The sequence below is a fragment of the Algoriphagus sp. 10J20-15 genome, assembly GCF_055809615.1.
The window spans coordinates 264,495-282,783 of sequence record NZ_JBVVUG010000004.1; the positions used below are offsets into that span (position 1 = coordinate 264,495).

22 protein-coding genes are annotated in these 18,289 nt (G+C 40.1%); 12 read left to right on the forward strand and 10 right to left on the reverse strand.

What is annotated here, in order from left to right:
• Positions 1–101: 101 nt before the first annotated feature.
• On the forward strand, positions 102–608 hold the full coding sequence (locus AC0L6R_RS02930; RefSeq protein ID WP_473269852.1) for a fasciclin domain-containing protein: 507 nt from the start codon (positions 102–104) through the stop codon (positions 606–608).
• 197 nt (positions 609–805) lie between these two features.
• Here AC0L6R_RS02930 and AC0L6R_RS02935 read toward each other — a convergent pair whose 3' ends face one another.
• Positions 806–1,279, reverse strand: coding sequence for a YcxB family protein (locus AC0L6R_RS02935; RefSeq protein WP_111613160.1), 474 nt, complete (start codon positions 1,277–1,279; stop codon positions 806–808).
• A gap of 150 nt (positions 1,280–1,429) precedes the next feature.
• Between AC0L6R_RS02935 and AC0L6R_RS02940 the strand changes: the two genes are divergently transcribed.
• Complete coding sequence (locus AC0L6R_RS02940; protein ID WP_283413589.1) at positions 1,430–1,657, forward strand: hypothetical protein; 228 nt, start codon at positions 1,430–1,432, stop codon at positions 1,655–1,657.
• Here the strand turns inward: AC0L6R_RS02940 and AC0L6R_RS02945 are convergent.
• Together AC0L6R_RS02945 and AC0L6R_RS02950 are read right to left on the reverse strand one after the other, a co-directional pair.
• A complete protein-coding gene (locus tag AC0L6R_RS02945; protein WP_473269853.1) occupies positions 1,654–2,061 on the reverse strand; it encodes a Fur family transcriptional regulator in 408 nt (135 codons plus the stop codon). The two genes, AC0L6R_RS02940 and AC0L6R_RS02945, sit on opposite strands and share 4 nt — an antisense overlap.
• Before the next feature lie 246 nt (positions 2,062–2,307).
• Positions 2,308–4,833, reverse strand: coding sequence for a zinc-dependent metalloprotease (locus tag AC0L6R_RS02950; RefSeq protein ID WP_473269854.1), 2,526 nt, complete (start codon positions 4,831–4,833; stop codon positions 2,308–2,310).
• A gap of 107 nt (positions 4,834–4,940) precedes the next feature.
• On the opposite strand from AC0L6R_RS02950, the gene AC0L6R_RS02955 reads away from it, so the two are divergent.
• The gene (locus tag AC0L6R_RS02955) at positions 4,941–6,056 is read left to right on the forward strand and encodes an NAD(P)/FAD-dependent oxidoreductase (RefSeq protein ID WP_473269855.1); all 1,116 of its coding nucleotides are present in this window, start codon (positions 4,941–4,943) and stop codon (positions 6,054–6,056) included.
• Here AC0L6R_RS02955 and AC0L6R_RS02960 read toward each other — a convergent pair.
• The gene (locus AC0L6R_RS02960) at positions 6,053–6,949 is read right to left on the reverse strand and encodes a UbiA family prenyltransferase (protein ID WP_473269856.1); all 897 of its coding nucleotides are present in this window, start codon (positions 6,947–6,949) and stop codon (positions 6,053–6,055) included. The genes AC0L6R_RS02955 and AC0L6R_RS02960 overlap by 4 nt on opposite strands.
• 203 nt (positions 6,950–7,152) lie before the next feature.
• Here AC0L6R_RS02960 and AC0L6R_RS02965 point away from each other — a divergent pair, with 203 nt between their 5' ends.
• Genes AC0L6R_RS02965 through AC0L6R_RS02975 form a run of 3 tightly spaced genes read left to right on the forward strand, consistent with a single transcriptional unit; the run spans position 7,153 to position 9,825 of the window.
• Complete coding sequence (locus tag AC0L6R_RS02965) at positions 7,153–8,229, forward strand: type III polyketide synthase (protein ID WP_473269857.1); 1,077 nt, start codon at positions 7,153–7,155, stop codon at positions 8,227–8,229.
• The gene (locus AC0L6R_RS02970) at positions 8,226–8,933 is read left to right on the forward strand and encodes a methyltransferase domain-containing protein (protein ID WP_473269858.1); all 708 of its coding nucleotides are present in this window, start codon (positions 8,226–8,228) and stop codon (positions 8,931–8,933) included. Before AC0L6R_RS02965 ends, AC0L6R_RS02970 begins: the two co-directional genes overlap by 4 nt.
• Positions 8,934–8,964: 31 nt before the next feature.
• Positions 8,965–9,825: a mechanosensitive ion channel family protein gene (locus AC0L6R_RS02975; protein WP_473269859.1), complete on the forward strand. Its 861-nt coding sequence runs from the start codon at positions 8,965–8,967 to the stop codon at positions 9,823–9,825.
• A 52-nt stretch (positions 9,826–9,877) separates the two neighbouring features.
• On the opposite strand, the gene AC0L6R_RS02980 is transcribed toward AC0L6R_RS02975, so the two are convergent.
• Genes AC0L6R_RS02980 through AC0L6R_RS02990 form a run of 3 tightly spaced genes read right to left on the reverse strand, consistent with a single transcriptional unit; the run spans position 9,878 to position 11,640 of the window.
• On the reverse strand, positions 9,878–10,555 hold the full coding sequence (locus tag AC0L6R_RS02980) for a nitroreductase family protein (protein ID WP_473269860.1): 678 nt from the start codon (positions 10,553–10,555) through the stop codon (positions 9,878–9,880).
• A 55-nt stretch (positions 10,556–10,610) separates the two neighbouring features.
• The gene (locus AC0L6R_RS02985; RefSeq protein WP_473269861.1) at positions 10,611–11,441 is read right to left on the reverse strand and encodes a hypothetical protein; all 831 of its coding nucleotides are present in this window, start codon (positions 11,439–11,441) and stop codon (positions 10,611–10,613) included.
• A 25-nt stretch (positions 11,442–11,466) separates the two neighbouring features.
• Complete coding sequence (locus AC0L6R_RS02990) at positions 11,467–11,640, reverse strand: hypothetical protein (protein WP_473269862.1); 174 nt, start codon at positions 11,638–11,640, stop codon at positions 11,467–11,469.
• 191 nt (positions 11,641–11,831) lie between these two features.
• On the opposite strand from AC0L6R_RS02990, the gene AC0L6R_RS02995 reads away from it, so the two are divergent.
• Genes AC0L6R_RS02995 through AC0L6R_RS03010 form a run of 4 tightly spaced genes read left to right on the forward strand, consistent with a single transcriptional unit; the run spans position 11,832 to position 15,403 of the window.
• The gene (locus tag AC0L6R_RS02995; RefSeq protein ID WP_473269863.1) at positions 11,832–13,520 is read left to right on the forward strand and encodes a MutS-related protein; all 1,689 of its coding nucleotides are present in this window, start codon (positions 11,832–11,834) and stop codon (positions 13,518–13,520) included.
• 44 nt (positions 13,521–13,564) lie between these two features.
• The gene (locus AC0L6R_RS03000) at positions 13,565–14,710 is read left to right on the forward strand and encodes a 5-(carboxyamino)imidazole ribonucleotide synthase (protein ID WP_473269864.1); all 1,146 of its coding nucleotides are present in this window, start codon (positions 13,565–13,567) and stop codon (positions 14,708–14,710) included.
• Entirely contained in the window at positions 14,707–15,222 is a 516-nt protein-coding gene (gene purE, locus AC0L6R_RS03005) for a 5-(carboxyamino)imidazole ribonucleotide mutase (RefSeq protein WP_473269865.1), read from the forward strand. The genes AC0L6R_RS03000 and purE overlap by 4 nt, the downstream gene beginning before the upstream one ends.
• Before the next feature lie 37 nt (positions 15,223–15,259).
• Positions 15,260–15,403 carry a hypothetical protein gene (locus tag AC0L6R_RS03010; RefSeq protein WP_339869788.1) on the forward strand — a complete coding sequence of 48 codons (144 nt, stop codon included), beginning with the start codon at positions 15,260–15,262 and terminating at the stop codon, positions 15,401–15,403.
• On the opposite strand, the gene AC0L6R_RS03015 is transcribed toward AC0L6R_RS03010, so the two are convergent.
• Positions 15,400–15,861, reverse strand: a complete 462-nt coding sequence (locus AC0L6R_RS03015; RefSeq protein ID WP_473269866.1) for a hypothetical protein — start codon at positions 15,859–15,861, stop codon at positions 15,400–15,402. The genes AC0L6R_RS03010 and AC0L6R_RS03015 overlap by 4 nt on opposite strands.
• A gap of 14 nt (positions 15,862–15,875) precedes the next feature.
• Positions 15,876–16,220, reverse strand: coding sequence for a DUF3127 domain-containing protein (locus AC0L6R_RS03020; RefSeq protein ID WP_283413605.1), 345 nt, complete (start codon positions 16,218–16,220; stop codon positions 15,876–15,878).
• Between the two features lie 348 nt (positions 16,221–16,568).
• Here AC0L6R_RS03020 and AC0L6R_RS03025 point away from each other — a divergent pair, with 348 nt between their 5' ends.
• Together AC0L6R_RS03025 and AC0L6R_RS03030 are read left to right on the forward strand one after the other, a co-directional pair.
• The gene (locus AC0L6R_RS03025; protein ID WP_283413606.1) at positions 16,569–17,171 is read left to right on the forward strand and encodes an RNA polymerase sigma factor; all 603 of its coding nucleotides are present in this window, start codon (positions 16,569–16,571) and stop codon (positions 17,169–17,171) included.
• Positions 17,146–17,379: a hypothetical protein gene (locus AC0L6R_RS03030; RefSeq protein WP_473269867.1), complete on the forward strand. Its 234-nt coding sequence runs from the start codon at positions 17,146–17,148 to the stop codon at positions 17,377–17,379. The genes AC0L6R_RS03025 and AC0L6R_RS03030 overlap by 26 nt, the downstream gene beginning before the upstream one ends.
• Positions 17,380–17,414: 35 nt before the next feature.
• Here AC0L6R_RS03030 and AC0L6R_RS03035 read toward each other — a convergent pair whose 3' ends face one another.
• Positions 17,415–18,287, reverse strand: a complete 873-nt coding sequence (locus tag AC0L6R_RS03035; protein ID WP_473269868.1) for a prolyl oligopeptidase family serine peptidase — start codon at positions 18,285–18,287, stop codon at positions 17,415–17,417.
• Between the last annotated feature and the right edge of the window lie 2 nt (positions 18,288–18,289).

Below are 18,289 nucleotides of genomic sequence, written 5' to 3' on the forward strand. Positions count from 1 at the left end.
TATTTCTTCATGAAACATAATTCTTAAAAAACTGAAAAACAATTGATTATAAGTAGTGTTATAGGGGTATTAAACCAATTTAAAATTAACACTTAACAACAATGAAAAAATTAGGAATAGTAGTGATGCTAACAATGCTAGTAATAGCATCATCTTTTGCACCAAAAATGAATGCTGTCCATGAGACAAAAATTGAAGCAGATATTGTTGATTTAGCAATTTCTCAGGATTTCTTGAGTACGCTAGTAGCAGCTGTGAAAGCCGGTGATTTAGTGGATGTATTGAAAGGAGATGGTCCGTTCACAGTTTTTGCTCCAACAAATGATGCTTTTGCAAAGCTTCCTGCTGGTACAGTCGAAAACTTGTTAAAGCCAGAGAATAAAGCGCAATTGGTTAAAATCCTGACCTACCATGTAGTACCTGGAAAAGTGATGTCAAAAGACTTATCAAATGGTCAAATGGCAAAAACTGTACAGGGTAGCTCTGTGAAAGTTACAATTATGGATGGTAAAGTGATGGTTGATAAAGCAACTGTAACAGCGGCTGATATCGAAGCGGACAATGGAGTAGTCCATGTGATCGATACGGTTATCATGCCATCTATGTAACAGGTGATTATTTTAATCCCCAAGAAGCCTATCCATTTGGATAGGTTTTTTTGTTGAGGAAATTCCTAAATGTTGCATTGCAGATTGCATGGATCGGTAATTATTCCGCTGCCTCTACATTAGTAAATTGAATGGCTAGCGTGTAAAATGAAAAAGCCTCCCAATTTGGGAGGCTTTTTCTATGAGTTGGGGAGATCTTATTTGATCAGTTCTTTACGCTTCAGGATTGTTTCCATAAATTTTCGCTCATTGTCTGAATTAAAAATTCGAAAAGGCAGATGAATGAATTGCGCTTTGGACATGTAAAGGACGAAAGCATCTTTTCTGACTTCAGCATTTTTGATCATATTCCATTGAACGGGCATGCCTTGCTTAGTATTGATTTTCATCAGAATCTGACGGCTATCTATTTCGTATGCCATCTTATCAAATATTACTTTATTTTGCTCCATCTGGGTTACTCCAGTGAATTGAATCGCCCAAAACAGTACATAAAGGCCATATGCGATCAATGCTCCGATGATCCACCAGATCGAAGGGATCCAAAAATAACCGCACATAATCACTAATGCTATTGGAATAACCCACCATTGTTCCTTCAAAACATTAACCAAAGCCATTTTGATATAGGTGCCAGTAGGGAGCTGATATTTTTTTGTTTTTACTATCATCACTTTTCTTTTTCAGAGCGCAAATATCCACCTATCCAAGGGAATTAGCAAGTCCGCTTAAATCATAAAAAATATCTTTATGCGAAAACAAATCGGCACTACCATTGATTTAAATCTTGTATTCAAGTATATTATCTGAAACTTTTAGCGATGAGCAGTCTTGTAATCGATTTGATCCTTTGTGGTTTAGCTTATGTCATTTTGATATATGTCATGGCGACTATGACTAAAAAATCTTTAAAAAAGGGTGGTAGGAGTGAAGATGATGGAGATGGCGGAGTCGAGGATTTCACACCACCTAAGATAGATTTACCTCCTGGGGTTCAGTGGCCTAGTGATTCCCCGAAATCAAGAATTCCTGAACCAGTGGAATATTAATGACACTTGTTGCATACACCTTGAACCAATAAACTCATATCCTTCTTTTTAAAGCCTGCAGGTAGCTTGATACTCGGCAGGGAAATAGATTCCAGGCAGGTAGTTTCTCCACAAATTTCACATTTGAAATGGACGTGTTCGTGGTTATGTTCTTCCTCTTCGTGGGAGCATAGCGCATATTTGGTAGCACCACTGTCATCAAGAACTTTATGCACTACGTCTTTGTCTACAAACGTTTTTAAAGTCCGATAGATCGTCACACGGTCAAACTGGCTATCCAATGATTCTTCTAAATCAGAATGGGCTAACGCGACTTGTTTGTCCAAGAACTCGCGGATTATTTCCTGCCGACAATCTGTTATGCGTAGTTTATGACTCTGAAGTATGGAAAGAGGTGAGGACATGTTGATTCGTTTGAAACAAAATTAATCAAAAAATCATTTCAAATGTTGAAAATCCCGCAACGGCGCACTGAGGCAAAGTTTTTAGAAATTGGAATTAGTTCGATAATTATTGCGAGTCAAATCCCAAGCTCTAGAGGGCGGTAAAAGCTGAGCCTTCGTAAGTAGTGAGATAGCGGTAGAAGTTTTAATAAAAAAAAATGGGCACCAAAACTGGCGCCCATTTAACTTATTGCTTCTTCTTAAACCTTACTTCGGGTCAAGAATAGTATTTACTCTTTCTAAGGCATCTTCAAGATGCAGCTTAGACATTCTGTCAGAAGTTCTGGCAATCGCGGATCTGATATCTCTCTGTAGGATTTTCAATTCTCCTCTTGCCATCGGTCTGATGTCAGATTGAGATGCATTGATCTGTGGACCAACAAATCTTCTGAATGAAGCTGGTACGGTAGGGCCGTCGGTAGTCATCAGATACTCCAAGCGCTCAATATAAGCTCTCTGTAGGGCTCTTCTGTGCACGTCGATTGTTTTTCCTGAAGATAACTCGGTCCAGATGCCTTTTCTCAGGTCATCAAATAGCTCAGTCATCTTATACGCTTCATTACCATTCAATGCCTCGTTTTCGATCACACGACCAAGTCTACCAAGGTCAAGTACTGAATTCAACGTACCAGCCTGTACTCCTCGGATTCTTTCCAATGCTCCAAAATCTTCTGTCCTTGCAAAGATGTCATCCTGCATCATCCATTCAGGAGTGGTAAAAAGCTCTTTGTTCAAGAAAGCAACAGCTGACTTCTGAATTTCTTTTGAAGTGTGTGTATATACTGGCAGGTCCTGTCCAACGGCTCTGTAAACTTCAGATACACCACCAATGTTGGTTTTCACATGACCCATATATCTGTTGAATTGAGTGATCACTTGACCATACATTTCTTCCAGATCATCGAAATCTTTGTAAGGCTTATTTGGCTCTGAAGTCCAATCCATAAGGTTTGGCATGATTCTCTTCAGGTTGGCAATACCGTATTCAGAAGCTTTCATAGAGTTGTCACCCAAATCTTCACTTTGTGCAGTTGGATCATAGCTATTTCCCTGACGCCCATATCTGTAAATAGGATCACCTTGTTTCTCCAGGATCCATTTATCCAGTGTCGCTAATTCATCTTCAGGCGTAGCAGCATCAGGAATAGGTCTATACCCCCAAGCCACTGCATATTTATCATAAGGTCCTACGTTTGGCATTAAGCTTACACCTTTGTCCCCTGGCTGTGCGATGTAGTTAAATCTCGCATAGTCCATGATTGATGGTGCGGTTCCCATTTCCTTTGTAAATGCAGCATCTCTTAGCTTCTCTACTGGATATGCATGAGAAGAGGCAAAGTTGTGAGGAAGACCAAGAGTATGCCCTACTTCGTGAGAAGAAACAAACTGAACCAATCTGCCCATAACTTCATCCTTAAATTGTACGCTCTGTGCATCAGGATTGATTGCTGCTGTTTGGATGAAGAACCAGTTTCTTAATAGGTTCATCACGTTGTGATACCATCCGATATCAGATTCTAAGATTTCACCTGATCTTGGATCAGACACGTGTGGTCCATAAGCATTCTGGATATCTGAAGCGAAATATCTGATAACAGAATATCTAGCATCTTCTGGGCTCCAATCAGGATCTTCTTCTTTTGTTGGTGCTAATTTGGCCACAATTGCATTTTTGAAACCTGCAGCTTCAAAAGCAACTTGCCAATCATTCACACCGGCAATTAAGTATGGGATCCACTGCTTAGGAGTAGCAGGATCGATGTAATAAACAATTTGCTTTTTAGGCTCTACTAATTCTCCGGCTTTAAATTTAGCCATATCCTCATCCTTTACTTCAAGTCTCCATCTGTCAAGGAAAGTACGGCTTTCAGCTTTTTGAGCATCAGCTCCATAATCGACGATAGAACGGCTAAACCATCCTACACGCTGATCTCCCAATCGCTGCTTCATCGGTTCTTTTGGTAGAAGAAGCATAGAAGAGTTCATCTCCAATGTGATAGAACCTGTAGAGCTGTTTGAAGGTGGGTCATTAGCAAGGTAAGTCATTACATACCTCGCTTCAATATTAATAGGATAGGTATGGATGTGTGCAATGTACGATCTATCTGTATCTAGTCGAGAGACTTTATATTGTGTACGCTCGCCTTTAGGTAAGCCTAATGCTTGCACATCTTTTGACCAAAGATCAGTAGCATCGATTACGGTTCCAGTACTGTCTGTTCCAAGAGATTTGATAGCAAACTTCTGCAGGATTGGCTCCAGGTTAGAATTCTTAACAGCCATCGCGATAGGAAGGGAATCGGCTGCATAATTGTTCACAGAAATAACCTTTAGATGAATATCGTTGTTGTACTTTTCCCAACGAAGCATGAGCGTATTGGTGCGCTCTCCGCCATATCCAATTCCATTTGCGGTTTTGGCAATGGTAGTGACCATCAACATGTCTCTTCCGAGTAAAGAATCAGGGATTTCGTAGAAGTATTTGTCCTCAATCTGATGAACCTTAAAAAGACCATCCTTAGATTTGGCCTTCGCAGTAATTACCTCCTTATAAGGTTTTGGATCTGAATCATTACCTTTTGGTTTAGCCGGGGTTGCTGGTGCAGCTGTTTCTTTCTTAGCATCCTTTTTCTTCTTTTTCTGAGCAAAAGTATCCGTAGAATAAAACATCACACCCATTACACCAAGGATTAATGGTAATCTCCTGAGTAATTTGGGTATCTTATTTCTCATAGTTATTATTTGGTTAAGTATTTTCTAAACCGTGAATTTCTTGAAAGGATCAGTACCTAGTACTCATTTTTGATGAACGGTTTATATGTAAAATTAAAGGCAGAACTGTGAACAATAAGTACAATACAGTGGTAATTGGAGGTGGACTGGCAGGTTTGACTTCATCGTATTTATTGGCCAGAGCTGGACATGATGTGCTTTTGGTCGAAAAAAAGCAGTATCCCTTTCATCGGGTATGTGGAGAATACCTCTCTAATGAAGTACGTGATTTTTTAGAAAGGGAGAGTCTTTTACCTGAGCAACGTGAGTTTCCGACGATCACATCTTTTCTTTTTTCTGATACTGCTGGGAAAAGCGTAACCACTGCTTTGGACTTAGGAGGATTTGGAGTTAGCCGCTATGTGCTAGATGATTATATCTATCATAAAGTTTTGGAAAAAGGTGGGGCAGTACAAACTGGTGCACAAGTAGATACTGTGATTTTTGATAAGAGCGAGAATTTATTCAGAATCGGCTTGGCCGATGGAACACAGCTAACAGCCTTTAATGTAATAGGAGCTTTTGGCAAGCGATCTAAACTGGACAAAACACTCAAACGAGCATTCATCGAAAAGAGAAGTCCTTATATAGGGGTTAAATATCACATAAAGACTGATTTCGATAGAAGCACAGTTGCGCTTTATAATTTCAAAGGCGGGTATTGTGGACTGAATACCATAGAAGATGGCAAAGTTAACTTGTGCTATCTGGGAGATAGGGGGCAATTGCGGGAATACGGTTCAATTGAGGCAATGGAACGAGAAGTTTTGTGGAAAAACCCAGCGCTCAAGCCCTTTTTTACAGACAGTGATTTCCTTTTCGATAAACCGGAAGTGATCAATGAAATCAATTTTGAGCGAAAGGAGCCTGTGGATAATCATGTACTCATGGCAGGCGATTCAGCTGGATTAATCACTCCACTCTGCGGCAACGGCATGGCAATGGCTATCCATGCAGGTAAATTGGCAGCAGATGCAATTTTGAAAGGAAAATCCAGACAAGAAATTGAAGCTCAATATGAGCATTCTTGGAGATCACTGTTTGAGCGGAGACTCTGGCTAGGAAGGAAGGTTCAGCGCCTTTTCGGATCTAATCAAGCGTCAGTTTTGACAAGAATGTTAATTCAGCATGTGCCTTTTATTTCAGATCAAATCATAAAGAATACGCACGGAAAACCTTTTTAATAGCCCAGAGCTTGTATGATCTGCGTGTTTTCCAGAAAGTAATAAATGAAGAAAGCATTGAGTGCTAATGCCGAGAAATAATTCATCCCCATAGCCCAGTTATAATTAGCATACTTAGATGGATTCACTCGGATGAAATTAAACCAAGTCAAAAAGTAAAGTATAATTGGGGTCATCGCAGCTAGATAAATCCAAAGAATGTTGAGTTGATTACGGTCAAAGAAAAACCACGCGAACCCAGTGCCGGTCACCATAAATGCCATGGCTGAAAAAAGAAAAGTGCCTTTTATTCCCAACACCAAACTTAATGTTCGGTCGCCTCTCCGAGCATCTTCGCTATGTTGATAAACCTGTGTCAGCGGATAGTTTCCCCACAACATCAAGCTGGTTAACAGACCCGGGATCAGCACATGAGGTTTGTATAGGACTTCCCAACTTAAATTGCTAAGTCCGGCATAAGCTGTGGCAAACGTGAAATATCCTTGGAAAAATCCAGCAATGAACCAACTGAGCCAAGGATACTTTTTGATCCGGATAGCCGGGTGAGAATAGGCCATACTCACCAAGCCATAAATCAAAATCATAAGTGCAACGCTGAGATTTATACTTGCACCTATCCCGATCGCAATCAAGAAAAAGGTGAGTGAAAGCCAATAAAGGTCTTGGGTGACTTTTGGTGGATGCTTCAGTCCGCCGATACTTTCTTCGTCCTTATCAAAATAACTATTGTAGCCGTTACTAGACGGATATAGAAAAAGATGAAGAGCAATAAACACCCAAAGAATTCTTGACTCATTATGGTTGGGAGTGAGTGCCAAAGCAAAGAAAAAGATGGGCATCAAAAAGAGTGAAAAGGGAATTCGAAGATGCTTAAGGCTAGAACTAGAGATCATATCGTAAATGAGGTTGAGCTAATAACTATTCCAGATGGAGATAGTTACAATGCATTCAGCCAATTTAGATATATTCAATTAACTTGATCAGAAGAACTGAAAATTGGATGAATCAAATTTTCTAGGATTTATTTAATGAAAGAAGCGAAACCGACTAAATCTTTATACATGAAGGCAACCTCCACAAACCCAAACTTCTGTTTATGAGGAGTGGAATCGTAAGTATAGGCCTGGCAAATCCAGGCGACCCTATTGATCAGTCGGTAATTGCCAGCTTTATGCAGAAGGCGCATCAACTGGACGAAGTTGAGTCAAGAAAATTGGGCTTTTTGTATAGAAAGTCTGGAATTTCCAGTCGTTACAGTGTGCTGAATGATTTTGAGAAGTCAGACCCAAATGACTTTACTTTTTTCCCGAATTCAAAAGACTTTGAACCCTTCCCTGGCACAAAGGCAAGGATGGAAGTATTTCGTCAGACGGCTCCAGGTCTTTGTGAAGAGGCGGTGATTAATTGCCTTGCAAAATCTGAAATAAAAGCTCAAGATATCACTCATTTGATATTGGTTTCATGCACAGGAATGATGGCTCCCGGAGTAGAATTAGCCCTGATGAAAAGTCTTGATCTCCATGATGCCGTGGAGCGATACTGCGTACATTTCATGGGTTGCTATGCAGCATTTACAGGGTTGAAATTGGCAGACAAAATAGTGAAAGCAGAACCAGAAGCTAAGGTGCTGCTGGTTTGTGTGGAGCTATGCACCTTACATTTTCAGAAGGAATATGTGGAGGATAATATTCTGGCCAATTCACTATTCGGAGATGGGGCAGCTGCGGCTTTGGTAATGCGATCTGAGAAAGGATTAAAAATCAAATCTTACCTGAGTCAGGTGCTTCGCGAAGGCGAGGAAGATATGGCTTGGGGGATCGGAGATTTTGGTTTTGAGATGCGGCTGAGCAAGTATATTCCTACACTTCTGGATCAAGGCATTAGCCAATTGAAAGAGAAATTTGAGCAGAAATTCAAGTTATCCACAGTGGATAACTTTGCTATTCATCCAGGTGGGAAACAGATACTCCAGAAAGTTCAGGAAGCATTTGGTCTGGAAGAATCTGTCAATTCACATGCATTGGAAGTGCTCAAGAAATTTGGAAATATGTCGTCAGTGACCATACTTTTTGTCTTAGCCCGAATGATGCATGATGATCAAATTCAAGGAGATATACTTTCTATGGGATTTGGACCAGGGCTTACGTTGGAAACTTTACTGCTGGAAAAGTGATTAGCAAATTTGCGCAGCGAAGCGAGGAGAAGGAATTGATGGACGACCTCAATTGCTCTGGTGAAGAACTTAATCAAACTTTGCGCGAGCTAAAAACCATCAATCGGTGGCTAGGTGGAAATTATGTGACTACTTCTGGTATCGCAGAGATTTTTAGAAGTTATCCACAAGATAACTATTCAGTGGCAGACATTGGCTGCGGGGGCGGAGATATGATCAGAGTAATGAATGAATGGGTAAAAACCCAGAAAAAAGTGGTTACCTTTATCGGAATCGACGCAAACAGGAACATTATTGACCTAGCGAAGGTTAGACTACGTGACTTATCAGAAGTCACCTTTGAAGTTCAGAATGTTTTTCAAGAAGAATTTTCTGAAGAAAAAGTAGATATCTCTACGTGTACGCTCTTTACACATCATTTTACAGACAGCGAGTTAGTTACATTGCTGAACTCTCTTCGAGCAAAATCCCGATTAGGAATAGTCATTAACGATTTGCACAGGCATCCACTTGCTTATTATAGCATTAAGTGGTTGACTCGGGTATTTAGCAAATCAAAGATGGTTCAAAATGATGCGTGTTTATCAGTTTTGAGAAGCTTTTCGAGAAAGGACTGGGAAAGAATTTTGCACACTGCACAAATAAAAAATTTTGAAATAAGCTGGCATTGGGCTTTTCGCTGGCAAGTGAATATTATATTTTAGTAACAAATCAAACCAACCAAAAGTAAGTAACATGGAAGACTTTGGAATTTCACAAGAAACCACAGATGCATTATATGCGCAAGGTATCAGTCTAGCTGTAGAAGTAGTTCTTAGACTTATAGCTGCAATTTTAGTCTATTTTATCGGGCGATTTATTATCAAAAAAGTACTCAAATTCATAAAGCACTCGCTTGAGAAAAGAGAGGATTCGCCTTCATTGAATGATTTCCTATTTGGATTTGCGAAAATTATGCTTTTCGCAGCCCTAATTATCGCTGTTGCAGTTACACTAGGAATAGATGCCACCTCCTTTTTGGCAGTCTTCGGTGCAGCAGGTTTAGCTATTGGTCTTGCACTTCAAGGTTCCTTGTCAAATTTTGCAGGAGGATTATTGATTTTAGCTTTTAAGCCATTCAAAGTAGGGCATGTTATCGTTGCTCAAGGTCACACAGGTGTAGTCAATAGAGTTCAGATTCTTTACACCCATCTAATGACGTTTGACAATCAGGAAGTGATTATCCCGAATGGTAATTTGGCAAATTCCGATATTGTCAATATGAGTACACAAGAAACTCGAAGAGCAGAATTGAAGGTAGGCGTAGCCTATGGTACAAACATCAAGCAGGCAAAGGAAATCATATTGAATATTTTTGAAAATGACCCAAGAGCTTTGAAAGAACCGGCTCCTTTTGTTGCATTAAACAACTTTGGAGATAGCTCACTAGATATAGTGGTGAGAGTATGGGCAAAATCATCCGAAATGTGGCCTATGTACTTTGCCGGAATGGAAGCGATCAATTCAGAGTTTGAAAAGCACGGAATCGAAATTCCTTTCCCTCAGCGAGTTGTTCATCAAATCAAAGAAAAAGCTAAAGAAGAAGAGGCTTCTTAAGTTGGAAGGCTAAAAACAGAAAGGCGATCATTGATGTGATCGCCTTTCTGTTTTAAAACCTTTTTGTGATTTCATTAAGAGACTTTCTTTTGATAGCTGGCACGTATGTTTCTGCCTTTGGATAGCCTACTGGAATCAATAGATAGGGTTTTTCATTAAAGGGTCTTTTAAGAATCTCACTCAGAAAATTCATTGGGCTTGGCGTGTGGGTGACAGCGGTGAGTCCTGCTTGGTGAATTGCAGCAATTAGAAATCCACAGGCAATTCCCACGGATTCGTTTACATAGTAATGCTGGATTTTTTCACCATTTTCCATACCATACGACTGCTTGAACACTACAATTAAATAGGGTGCTTCCTCCAAAAACGGTTTCTCCCAGTTTGTTCCCAATGGTTTCAAATCAGATTTCCATTGATCCGGCATCCGGCTCGAATAGCTGATTTTTTCTTCTTCTTCTGCTGCATCTCTGATTTTCTTTTTGATAGAAGGATCTGAAATCAGGCAAAATGTCCATGGCTGCTTGTGCGCACCTGAGGGAGCTGTGCTTGCTGTGAGGATGATTTTTTCCAAAATTTCGATTGGAACTGGACGTGAATCGAATTCTCTAACTGTCCGACGCTGATCCATTTCCTGATAAAACTGCTCTGAGCGTAAAATCATTTCCTCAGGACTGAGCTGCGGACGCTTATATCTGACATGCTCAAATCCTTCAATTATTTTCTTGTCCATAAAAAAAACGGCTAAATCGAAAGATAGCCGTTTAGATTTTATAAATGGAATTGAATTAATCCAGCGTCACTGGCTTTGATCCACTTGGATAGAAGATCGTTGCCATTTTATCACATGCTCCATCTCCGTAGTCCACAGTCACTTCAATTCCACTGTATTGAAATGCCAAGATTCCCGAATTTGGAATTTTCACGCCCGAATCAATACAGCTTTTGGTGTAAATCAGCGGTTCAGCAATTGAAGATGTATAATTAAGTCCTGCGCGGCTTGTTCCGGAAGCTGTACCTGTAATGGAAGCTTCGTATTCTCCCTGGGTACCAAGTTTGATGACACGTACTTGGTCACTCGTCAACGTCACAAACGTATTGTCAGACCAAGTAACTTTTCCATTTTGAATTTTCACTTCCAAAGTGATTGTGCCATTCTCAATGCTCACACCTTTATTTGTAAGTGTTCTTGTGCCTTCAATCTTATGACCGTTGACTTCATAGTCTTCAAACGTAGTGGTGATTTTTGCCCCTGTTATCAAGAGGTTGCCAGTGTAGGCTAAATTGACGATCCCTTTTCTAATAACGCCATTTACGCTGGTACAGCCGTCACCAAAATCAACTTTAATTGTCTTGGTGCTTTCATCCAAGGTGATTATTGCTCCATCACATATATTTGAAGCAGGGATAGTTACCGAGGTTCTAGCGCTGAGTCCGCTGGTACTCAAAACTGAGAGTGTGAGGTTATCCAAATCCTCAAATGCCATGTTTACTTCCATGTCTTCATTGACTACTGCAAGATTAGGCACTGGAGGTTCATCATTCATATCACAGCTGGATACGAGCATGATGCCGAAGATCATCAGAAATAAAATTGTGGGGTTAAGTGTCTTTTTCATATTCTTTTACGATAGATTTTGATAATTATTTAGTTGGTTTTTTTATTGAATTGATGGGCTTTTTGGACTTTCCGCCTACACAGCCGATGTTCTGCGTAAAAGCGACATCATCAGGCAGAATTCCCATCCCCTTAGAAATGTCCCAGTCCTCAGCTTCTGTTTCTTTATCTGTAATTTTTTTAGGTTTGTTATTTTCCATAATTCTGATGCAGTTAATGATTAACGTCCATGACTTGCTAAAAATTTGAATAGGTGTCAAGGATTGCGCCAATTTGAATAGTTAGCGTGATTCAATTCCTATCTTTGGGCATGAAAGGATTTGATTTTGAAAATTCTAATCTGTCTGAGAAGCTAAAAACGGTTAAAAGTAAGGTTGGAACCTACTCGCTAATGCGTTTGGTCGTCTTTTTTGGCATGGGTGGATTATTTGTTTTAGCAGTAGCGGAAAGTCCGTTTTGGTTCTTGTTTTTTGGAGTCTCAGTGGTGATTTTCATTTCTCTGATTAGAAAGTATAATTTTCAGAAAGATCAGGAGGCTATTTATCTAGCACTTGAGAAAATGAATATGTCTAGAGAAAAGCGGGTTGGTAGAAATCTAAAAGATCTTGATGCCGGAACTGAATTTCAAGAAAAAGCTCATCCTTTCGCGAATGATTTGGATCTATTTGGAGATCACTCTTTATTCCAACTCCTGAATCATACTGTTTCTAAAAAAGGTAAGGAAACCCTTGCTGCCAAAATAAAATCTGAATTTGATAGTGTGAAAGCTGGGGCTTTTCGGGAAGCTTCTAGTGAGTTATCCACAAAATCCGAATTTCTTCAAGCGATGGAAAGCATTGGGATTGCTTTTTATAATGAGGAGAAATCAAATTCTGGCTGGACCAAATGGTTGGAAGAAAGTGACAAGAGTACATTATTAGTTACTATTGGAGCTTTCCTCGGTCCAATCGGAGGTATAACTCTTTCTGTTTTAATATATATAGGAATAGTTCCTGGAGCGTTTTTCGGTGTATGGATTTTGCTTGGAATGGTGTTTTTGGGAATGGTATTTAAACCATTGAAGAAGGCGGCTGAGTCGATTCCGAGTCGCCATCAATTGAAAACATATCGCTATTGGCTGGCAGTACTTGAAAAGGAGCCAATGCAATCAACTCTTCTCAAGGAGAAACAGGCACCATTCCTCACCAAAGAGGTCAAAGCTTCTACACTTTTTGATCAGTTGGACAGCTTAGGATTGTGGATCCAAAACCGGATAAATATTCTTTATATCCCGATTAACCTCATTTTTTGGACAGACTTGTTTTTATACGTTAGACTAGTTTCTTGGAAGAAAAAATATGGTCATCTAGTCGCTCACTTTCCAGCCCAGCTAGTAGAATGGGAAGTTTTGATTTCCTTAGGAGCATTTGAAAATGAAGTTGGTGGAAAGGGGAAACTTATTTCTATTGAGAAAGGAATCAAAGCCAAGTCAGTTTCTCATCCTCTACTTTTGCCGGGAACTGCAGTGCCCAATAATTTCGAAATCGACGGAAATCAACGAGTCGTTTTGCTCACGGGTGCAAATATGAGTGGAAAGACCACTTTTATGCGAACGCTCGGGATTAATTGTGTGTTGGTGAATCTAGGCTTGAGACCTTTCGCTGAGGAATTTGGATTTAGTACATTTCAACTTTATACCAGTATGAGGAATTCGGATAATTTGGGAGAAAGTGTCAGCTCATTTTATGCGGAACTCAGTAGGATTAAGAAATTGATCGATAGAATCGAAAAAGGAGAACAAATCTTCTTTCTTTTGGATGAAATCTTGAAAGGAACCAATACCGAAGATAGAATTGCTGGTTCAGAAGCCTTGATTAGGCAAGTGAATGATACCAATGCGTTTGGAATCATCAGTACGCACGATATTGAGTTAGCAGAATTGGAAGAAAGAATGAGTACTGTGTGGAATTACAGTTTTCATTCTGAGATTCATGACCAAAACATAGATTTTGACTACAAAATAAAACGGGGAGCATGCCCGAGTTTCAATGCACATAAACTCATGGAGTTAATGGGAATTCGCTTTCAGCAGGAAAAGTGAGTTCTGTTTCTTGAGATTATATTATTTTTGATTACAAATAAATTATGGCAATACCATCGCAATCACCCATTTTGGGAGTCCTCGGAGGAGGTCAATTGGGCCGAATGCTTATACAGTCGGCAATCAACTATAATCAGGATATCCACATTTTGGATCCAGATCCAAATGCGCCATGCAAGGATCTTTCACAACGATTTACAGTGGGTTCTTTAAAGGATTTTGATACTGTTTATGCATTTGGTCACGGCTGTGATGTTATTACGGTTGAGATTGAAAGTGTTAATACAGAGGCACTTGAGAAATTGCAGCGTGAAGGGAAAAAGGTTTATCCACAGCCTGATATACTGAGCTTGATAAAAGATAAGCGAAAGCAAAAGCAGTTTTATCAACTAAACGGAATTCCAACAGCGGATTTTATCCTGACGGCGGACAAAGCTGAAGTTATCCACAATGCAGATTTTCTTCCCGCTGTAAATAAATTGGGTAAAGAGGGCTATGATGGACGTGGTGTTCAGGTCTTGAGATCTGAAGCCGATTTGGATAAAGCATTTGATGCTCCGGGTTTATTAGAAAAACTAATTGATTTCGATAAGGAGATTGCAGTGACTGTGGCAAGAAATGAAGCTGGTGATTTAATCGCTTATCCTGCAGTAGAATGTGCGTTTCACCCAACTGCCAATTTGGTTGAGTTTCTTTTTGCTCCAGCTGAGATCAGCAAAGAAGTAGCAGAAAAGGCTGAACAGATCGCCAAAGATGTAATTCTGAAATTGGGAATGGTAGGGATTTTGGCTGTGGAAATGTTTGTGACCAAAGAAGGTGAAGTACTGGTTAATGAAGTTGCGCCTCGACCTCATAACAGTGGTCACCATACCATAGAGGCCAATTACACCTCGCAATTTGAGCAGCATTTGCGCTCCGTGATGAATTGGCCGCTAGGAAATCCTGACTTGAGATGTCCGGCTGCCATGATTAATTTGCTCGGAGAAGATGGATTTACAGGGCCAGTTTTGGTAGAAGGGCAGGAGGAAGCACTTGCAGAGCAGGGAGTATACATTCATCTGTATGGCAAGAAAATCACAAAGCCTTTTAGAAAAATGGGGCATGTGACCATTGTATCAGATACCGTTGCAGACTTAAAAGAAAAAGCGCAGCGAATAAAAGAGTTAATTAAAATCAAATCTATATCATGAATCCACAGGTAGGAATTATCATGGGCAGCCAATCCGATCTCCCGATTATGGCAGAAGCTGCACAAATGCTAGAGGAATTGGGAGTAAACTATGAGTTGACAGTTGTGTCTGCACATCGTACACCGCAGCGGATGATTGATTATGCACAATCGGCCCGTGAGCGCGGTATCAAAGTGATCGTTGCAGGTGCTGGTGGAGCGGCTCATTTGCCTGGAATGGTAGCTTCGATGACCAGTCTTCCTGTAATTGGCGTTCCCATCAAAAGCTCCAATTCCATCGACGGCTGGGATAGCATTTTGTCGATTTTGCAAATGCCAGGCGGCATTCCGGTAGCGACGGTTGCCTTAAATGGTGGGAAAAATGCTGGAATTCTTGCGGCTTCTATTGTAGGGTCATTCGATTCTAAGGTTGGAGAAAGTTTGGATTCTTATAAAAAATCATTGAAGGAAAAAGTAGAGGAATCTGCCGCTCAGCTAGAAGCGAAGGGCTGGAAGGAGATTTTAAAGAAATAAAAAATGCGGCTGAAGAGCCGCATTTTTGCTTGTTGCTATGAATTGGAAAAAGATAATTCGATTTAAAATCGGAGATGTACCTTGGGAAGTACCATTGGATGTTTTAGTCCTGATGGGAGTGATAACTTTGATTTTGATGGGTGTAGGCGCTTATTTCGGCTTCCAATTTGGAAGTAGTTAATCCGTAAAGATTCCCCAGCCATCATTATTTTTTTCATTTGAGTCAAAGCCATTTTTCCAGTCTATGAAAAGTATGCGGTATTCCTCAATAGCCTCTCGAAGTAAATCAAGATGCTCCTCAGCGTGGGTTTCTTCCATTCCTAATTGATAAGTCATGGTATTCAGGTTTTTAGCATGCACTTTCATGATCATAGCCTTTTCCATTTTTAGTACATAGTCAGGGATAGCTTCTGCCGCAGCGAATTTGGCACTCAAGACCATCGCATCCTCCATCATGATATTGCCGTAAAGTTCCCTTCGAGCCTCATCCAGACTTCCTACCAAAGCGCGAGTTAAGGCAAAGATGTCCTTTGCCTTTTTCATTAATGGGTGCTTATAGATGTTTTCGTGTTCCTTGCGTGCGTCGAATTCATCGTCTTCGTCCCATCCTGACTCATCATCATCGTCATCATCCCACATAGGACAAGTGTTTTTTAGAAAGGTAATTTATCTTCTTCTCCCTCCGAATGGAAAGTATCCATTTCCGGCATATGTGAAGGGGCTGATCCACCGCCATTTCTATCTACTTTGAAAGCCTTCACTTCAGTGTACCATCGACCATTGTATTCTCTGCTTTCTACATCTATACTCATGGTAACATTATCGCCTTCTGAAATAGCGAACTGATCGATTTTATCTCCCCAAACTGACACGCAAACCTTTTTGGCGTATTGCCCTGGGGTTTCTAGTATATATTCTTGCTTTTTCCAAGAGTTTCCACTTTTTGATGTTCCACCTACTTCGGGTAGTTTTTGGATAATTTTTCCGCTCAATTCCATTGTATTTTTTTAAATTTCTATCTCCGCGAAGTTACACAAAGCACTTGAAATGTCCTGTTCGTATAGGTTCAATTTACTTCTATCTAAATGTGGATTTTAACATTTTTTGGCATAAACATTGGTTAATGTGTACTCTGGATTTTGTATGTTTCAAATAATGTATTGGCTTTGATACTATTTGAAAAATAAAATTTGGATTATGTTCTTCATGAGCTTTGTGAAATAAAATCCTTGAATTTTTTTTGCAGAGTTGTTTTCGAAATCCTACTTTTAAAGACCTTTCTTTTTCTTTCACCCTTACTGGATACTATGGCCTAGACCTTTACGTTTATAATAAACCAACTTAAAATGAGTAAGCGAATTGGTCCTAAGGACAGTGAATTGATTGCACAGTATCGAAATGGTAGTGATGCTGCCTTTGATCTCTTAGTAGATCGATATAAAGGTAAAATGTACACCACAATATTTTTGATCGTTAAGGATCAAAAGGTAGCTGAAGATTTGCTTCAAGATGTGTTTGTCAAAGTGGTCAAAACACTTAATTCAGATAAATACAACGAAGAAGGGAAGTTTCAGCCTTGGGTGATGCGGATAGCTCACAATCTGGCCATTGATTATTTCAGAAAGGCCAAAAGATATCCAACCATATTGATGGAGGATGGTTCTAATATATTCAATTCGCTGAGATTTGCAGAAGAGAATGTAGAAGACCGACAGGTAAGGGATGAAAATATTGAGCTCGTGAAGCGTCTGATAGAAGAGCTACCCGAAACTCAAAAGCAGGTTCTGATTATGCGCCATTATCTGGATATGAGTTTCCAGGAAATAGCGGATCAGACAGGTGTAAGTATTAATACTGCTCTTGGAAGAATGCGATACGCGCTGATCCATCTGCGGAAGAAGATGAAACAACTAAATTTTGCATATGATAAAACCATTTACCCCAAATGATCTGATAAGATATATTTATCAGGAAATGTCTGAGGTAGAGCAAGAACTCTTAGTGCAAGCCTTGCATAGTGATGATTCACTGATGCAAGAATATGTAGAAATGCTGAGCACAATAGAGCAGATGGATCAAATCCAGCTACAACCTTCGGAAAAAGTAGTACAGGCGATCAAGTCGAGAGCTCAATCTACGGGACTCGAGCGAGTCTGACAATATGGTAATCCCGCTTCTGGCGGGATTTTTTGTTATAGTTCGTTGATAAAGATAGCAGCCTGCTGAAATAAGGAAGGGTAAGTTTGGAGTGCAAAGCCATGACCTTGATTGGGCACTATAATGAAATTATGTGCTACATCAGCCTCAGTTAGGGCTTTTTCTAAAAGGAAGCTTTGCGAAATAGGCACTACTGTATCATCAGTGCCATGAAAGAATATGGTGGGGACAGATTGGCTGTCAACAAATGTAATCGGACTGGAAGCTGTATAAGCTTCGGGTCTTTCCCCGGGATTTCCTCCTAATAATCCTTCTAGACCAGTTACCGTAAGAAAGCTGAAGTCATAAAGCTCAGCTAGATCGGTGGGAGGAAAAAACGCTACCACAGCTTTTATGTTTCCAAATGGCTTATGCTTATAGGCGTGCAGTAATGCCAAATGTCCTCCTGCACTTGCTCCAGCCAATATAATCGTGTCAGATATATTCCATTCATCTGTTTTGCTTACTACATAACTGATAGCTTCTATTACGTCATTTTCTTGGGTGGGAAATTTATTTGTTCCGTTAGCAAGATTATAAAGGCTATAATTGATAGAAACGAAAGCGTATTCGGGAAAGGCGGAGGAAAGGGAATTTTTAAATTGCTTGAACTCGTCTTTACTCCCTTCGATCCATGCGCCTCCATGGATATAAATAAGCAGTGGGGTCTTTTCAATAGAACGGCCTGCTGGTAGATAAACATCCAAAAGCTGGATTGAGTTAGGTCCGTAGGATTGGTCGGACAAATCCAGTGCTGCAAGTTCTTCAGTTGGATTTTCATCCCGCTCCGAGGAACAGCTGCCTAGGGCTAAAATCAGGAAAACCCCTAAAGTTAATTGTTCAAAAAGTCTAAAAATCCTAGGTGTCATTT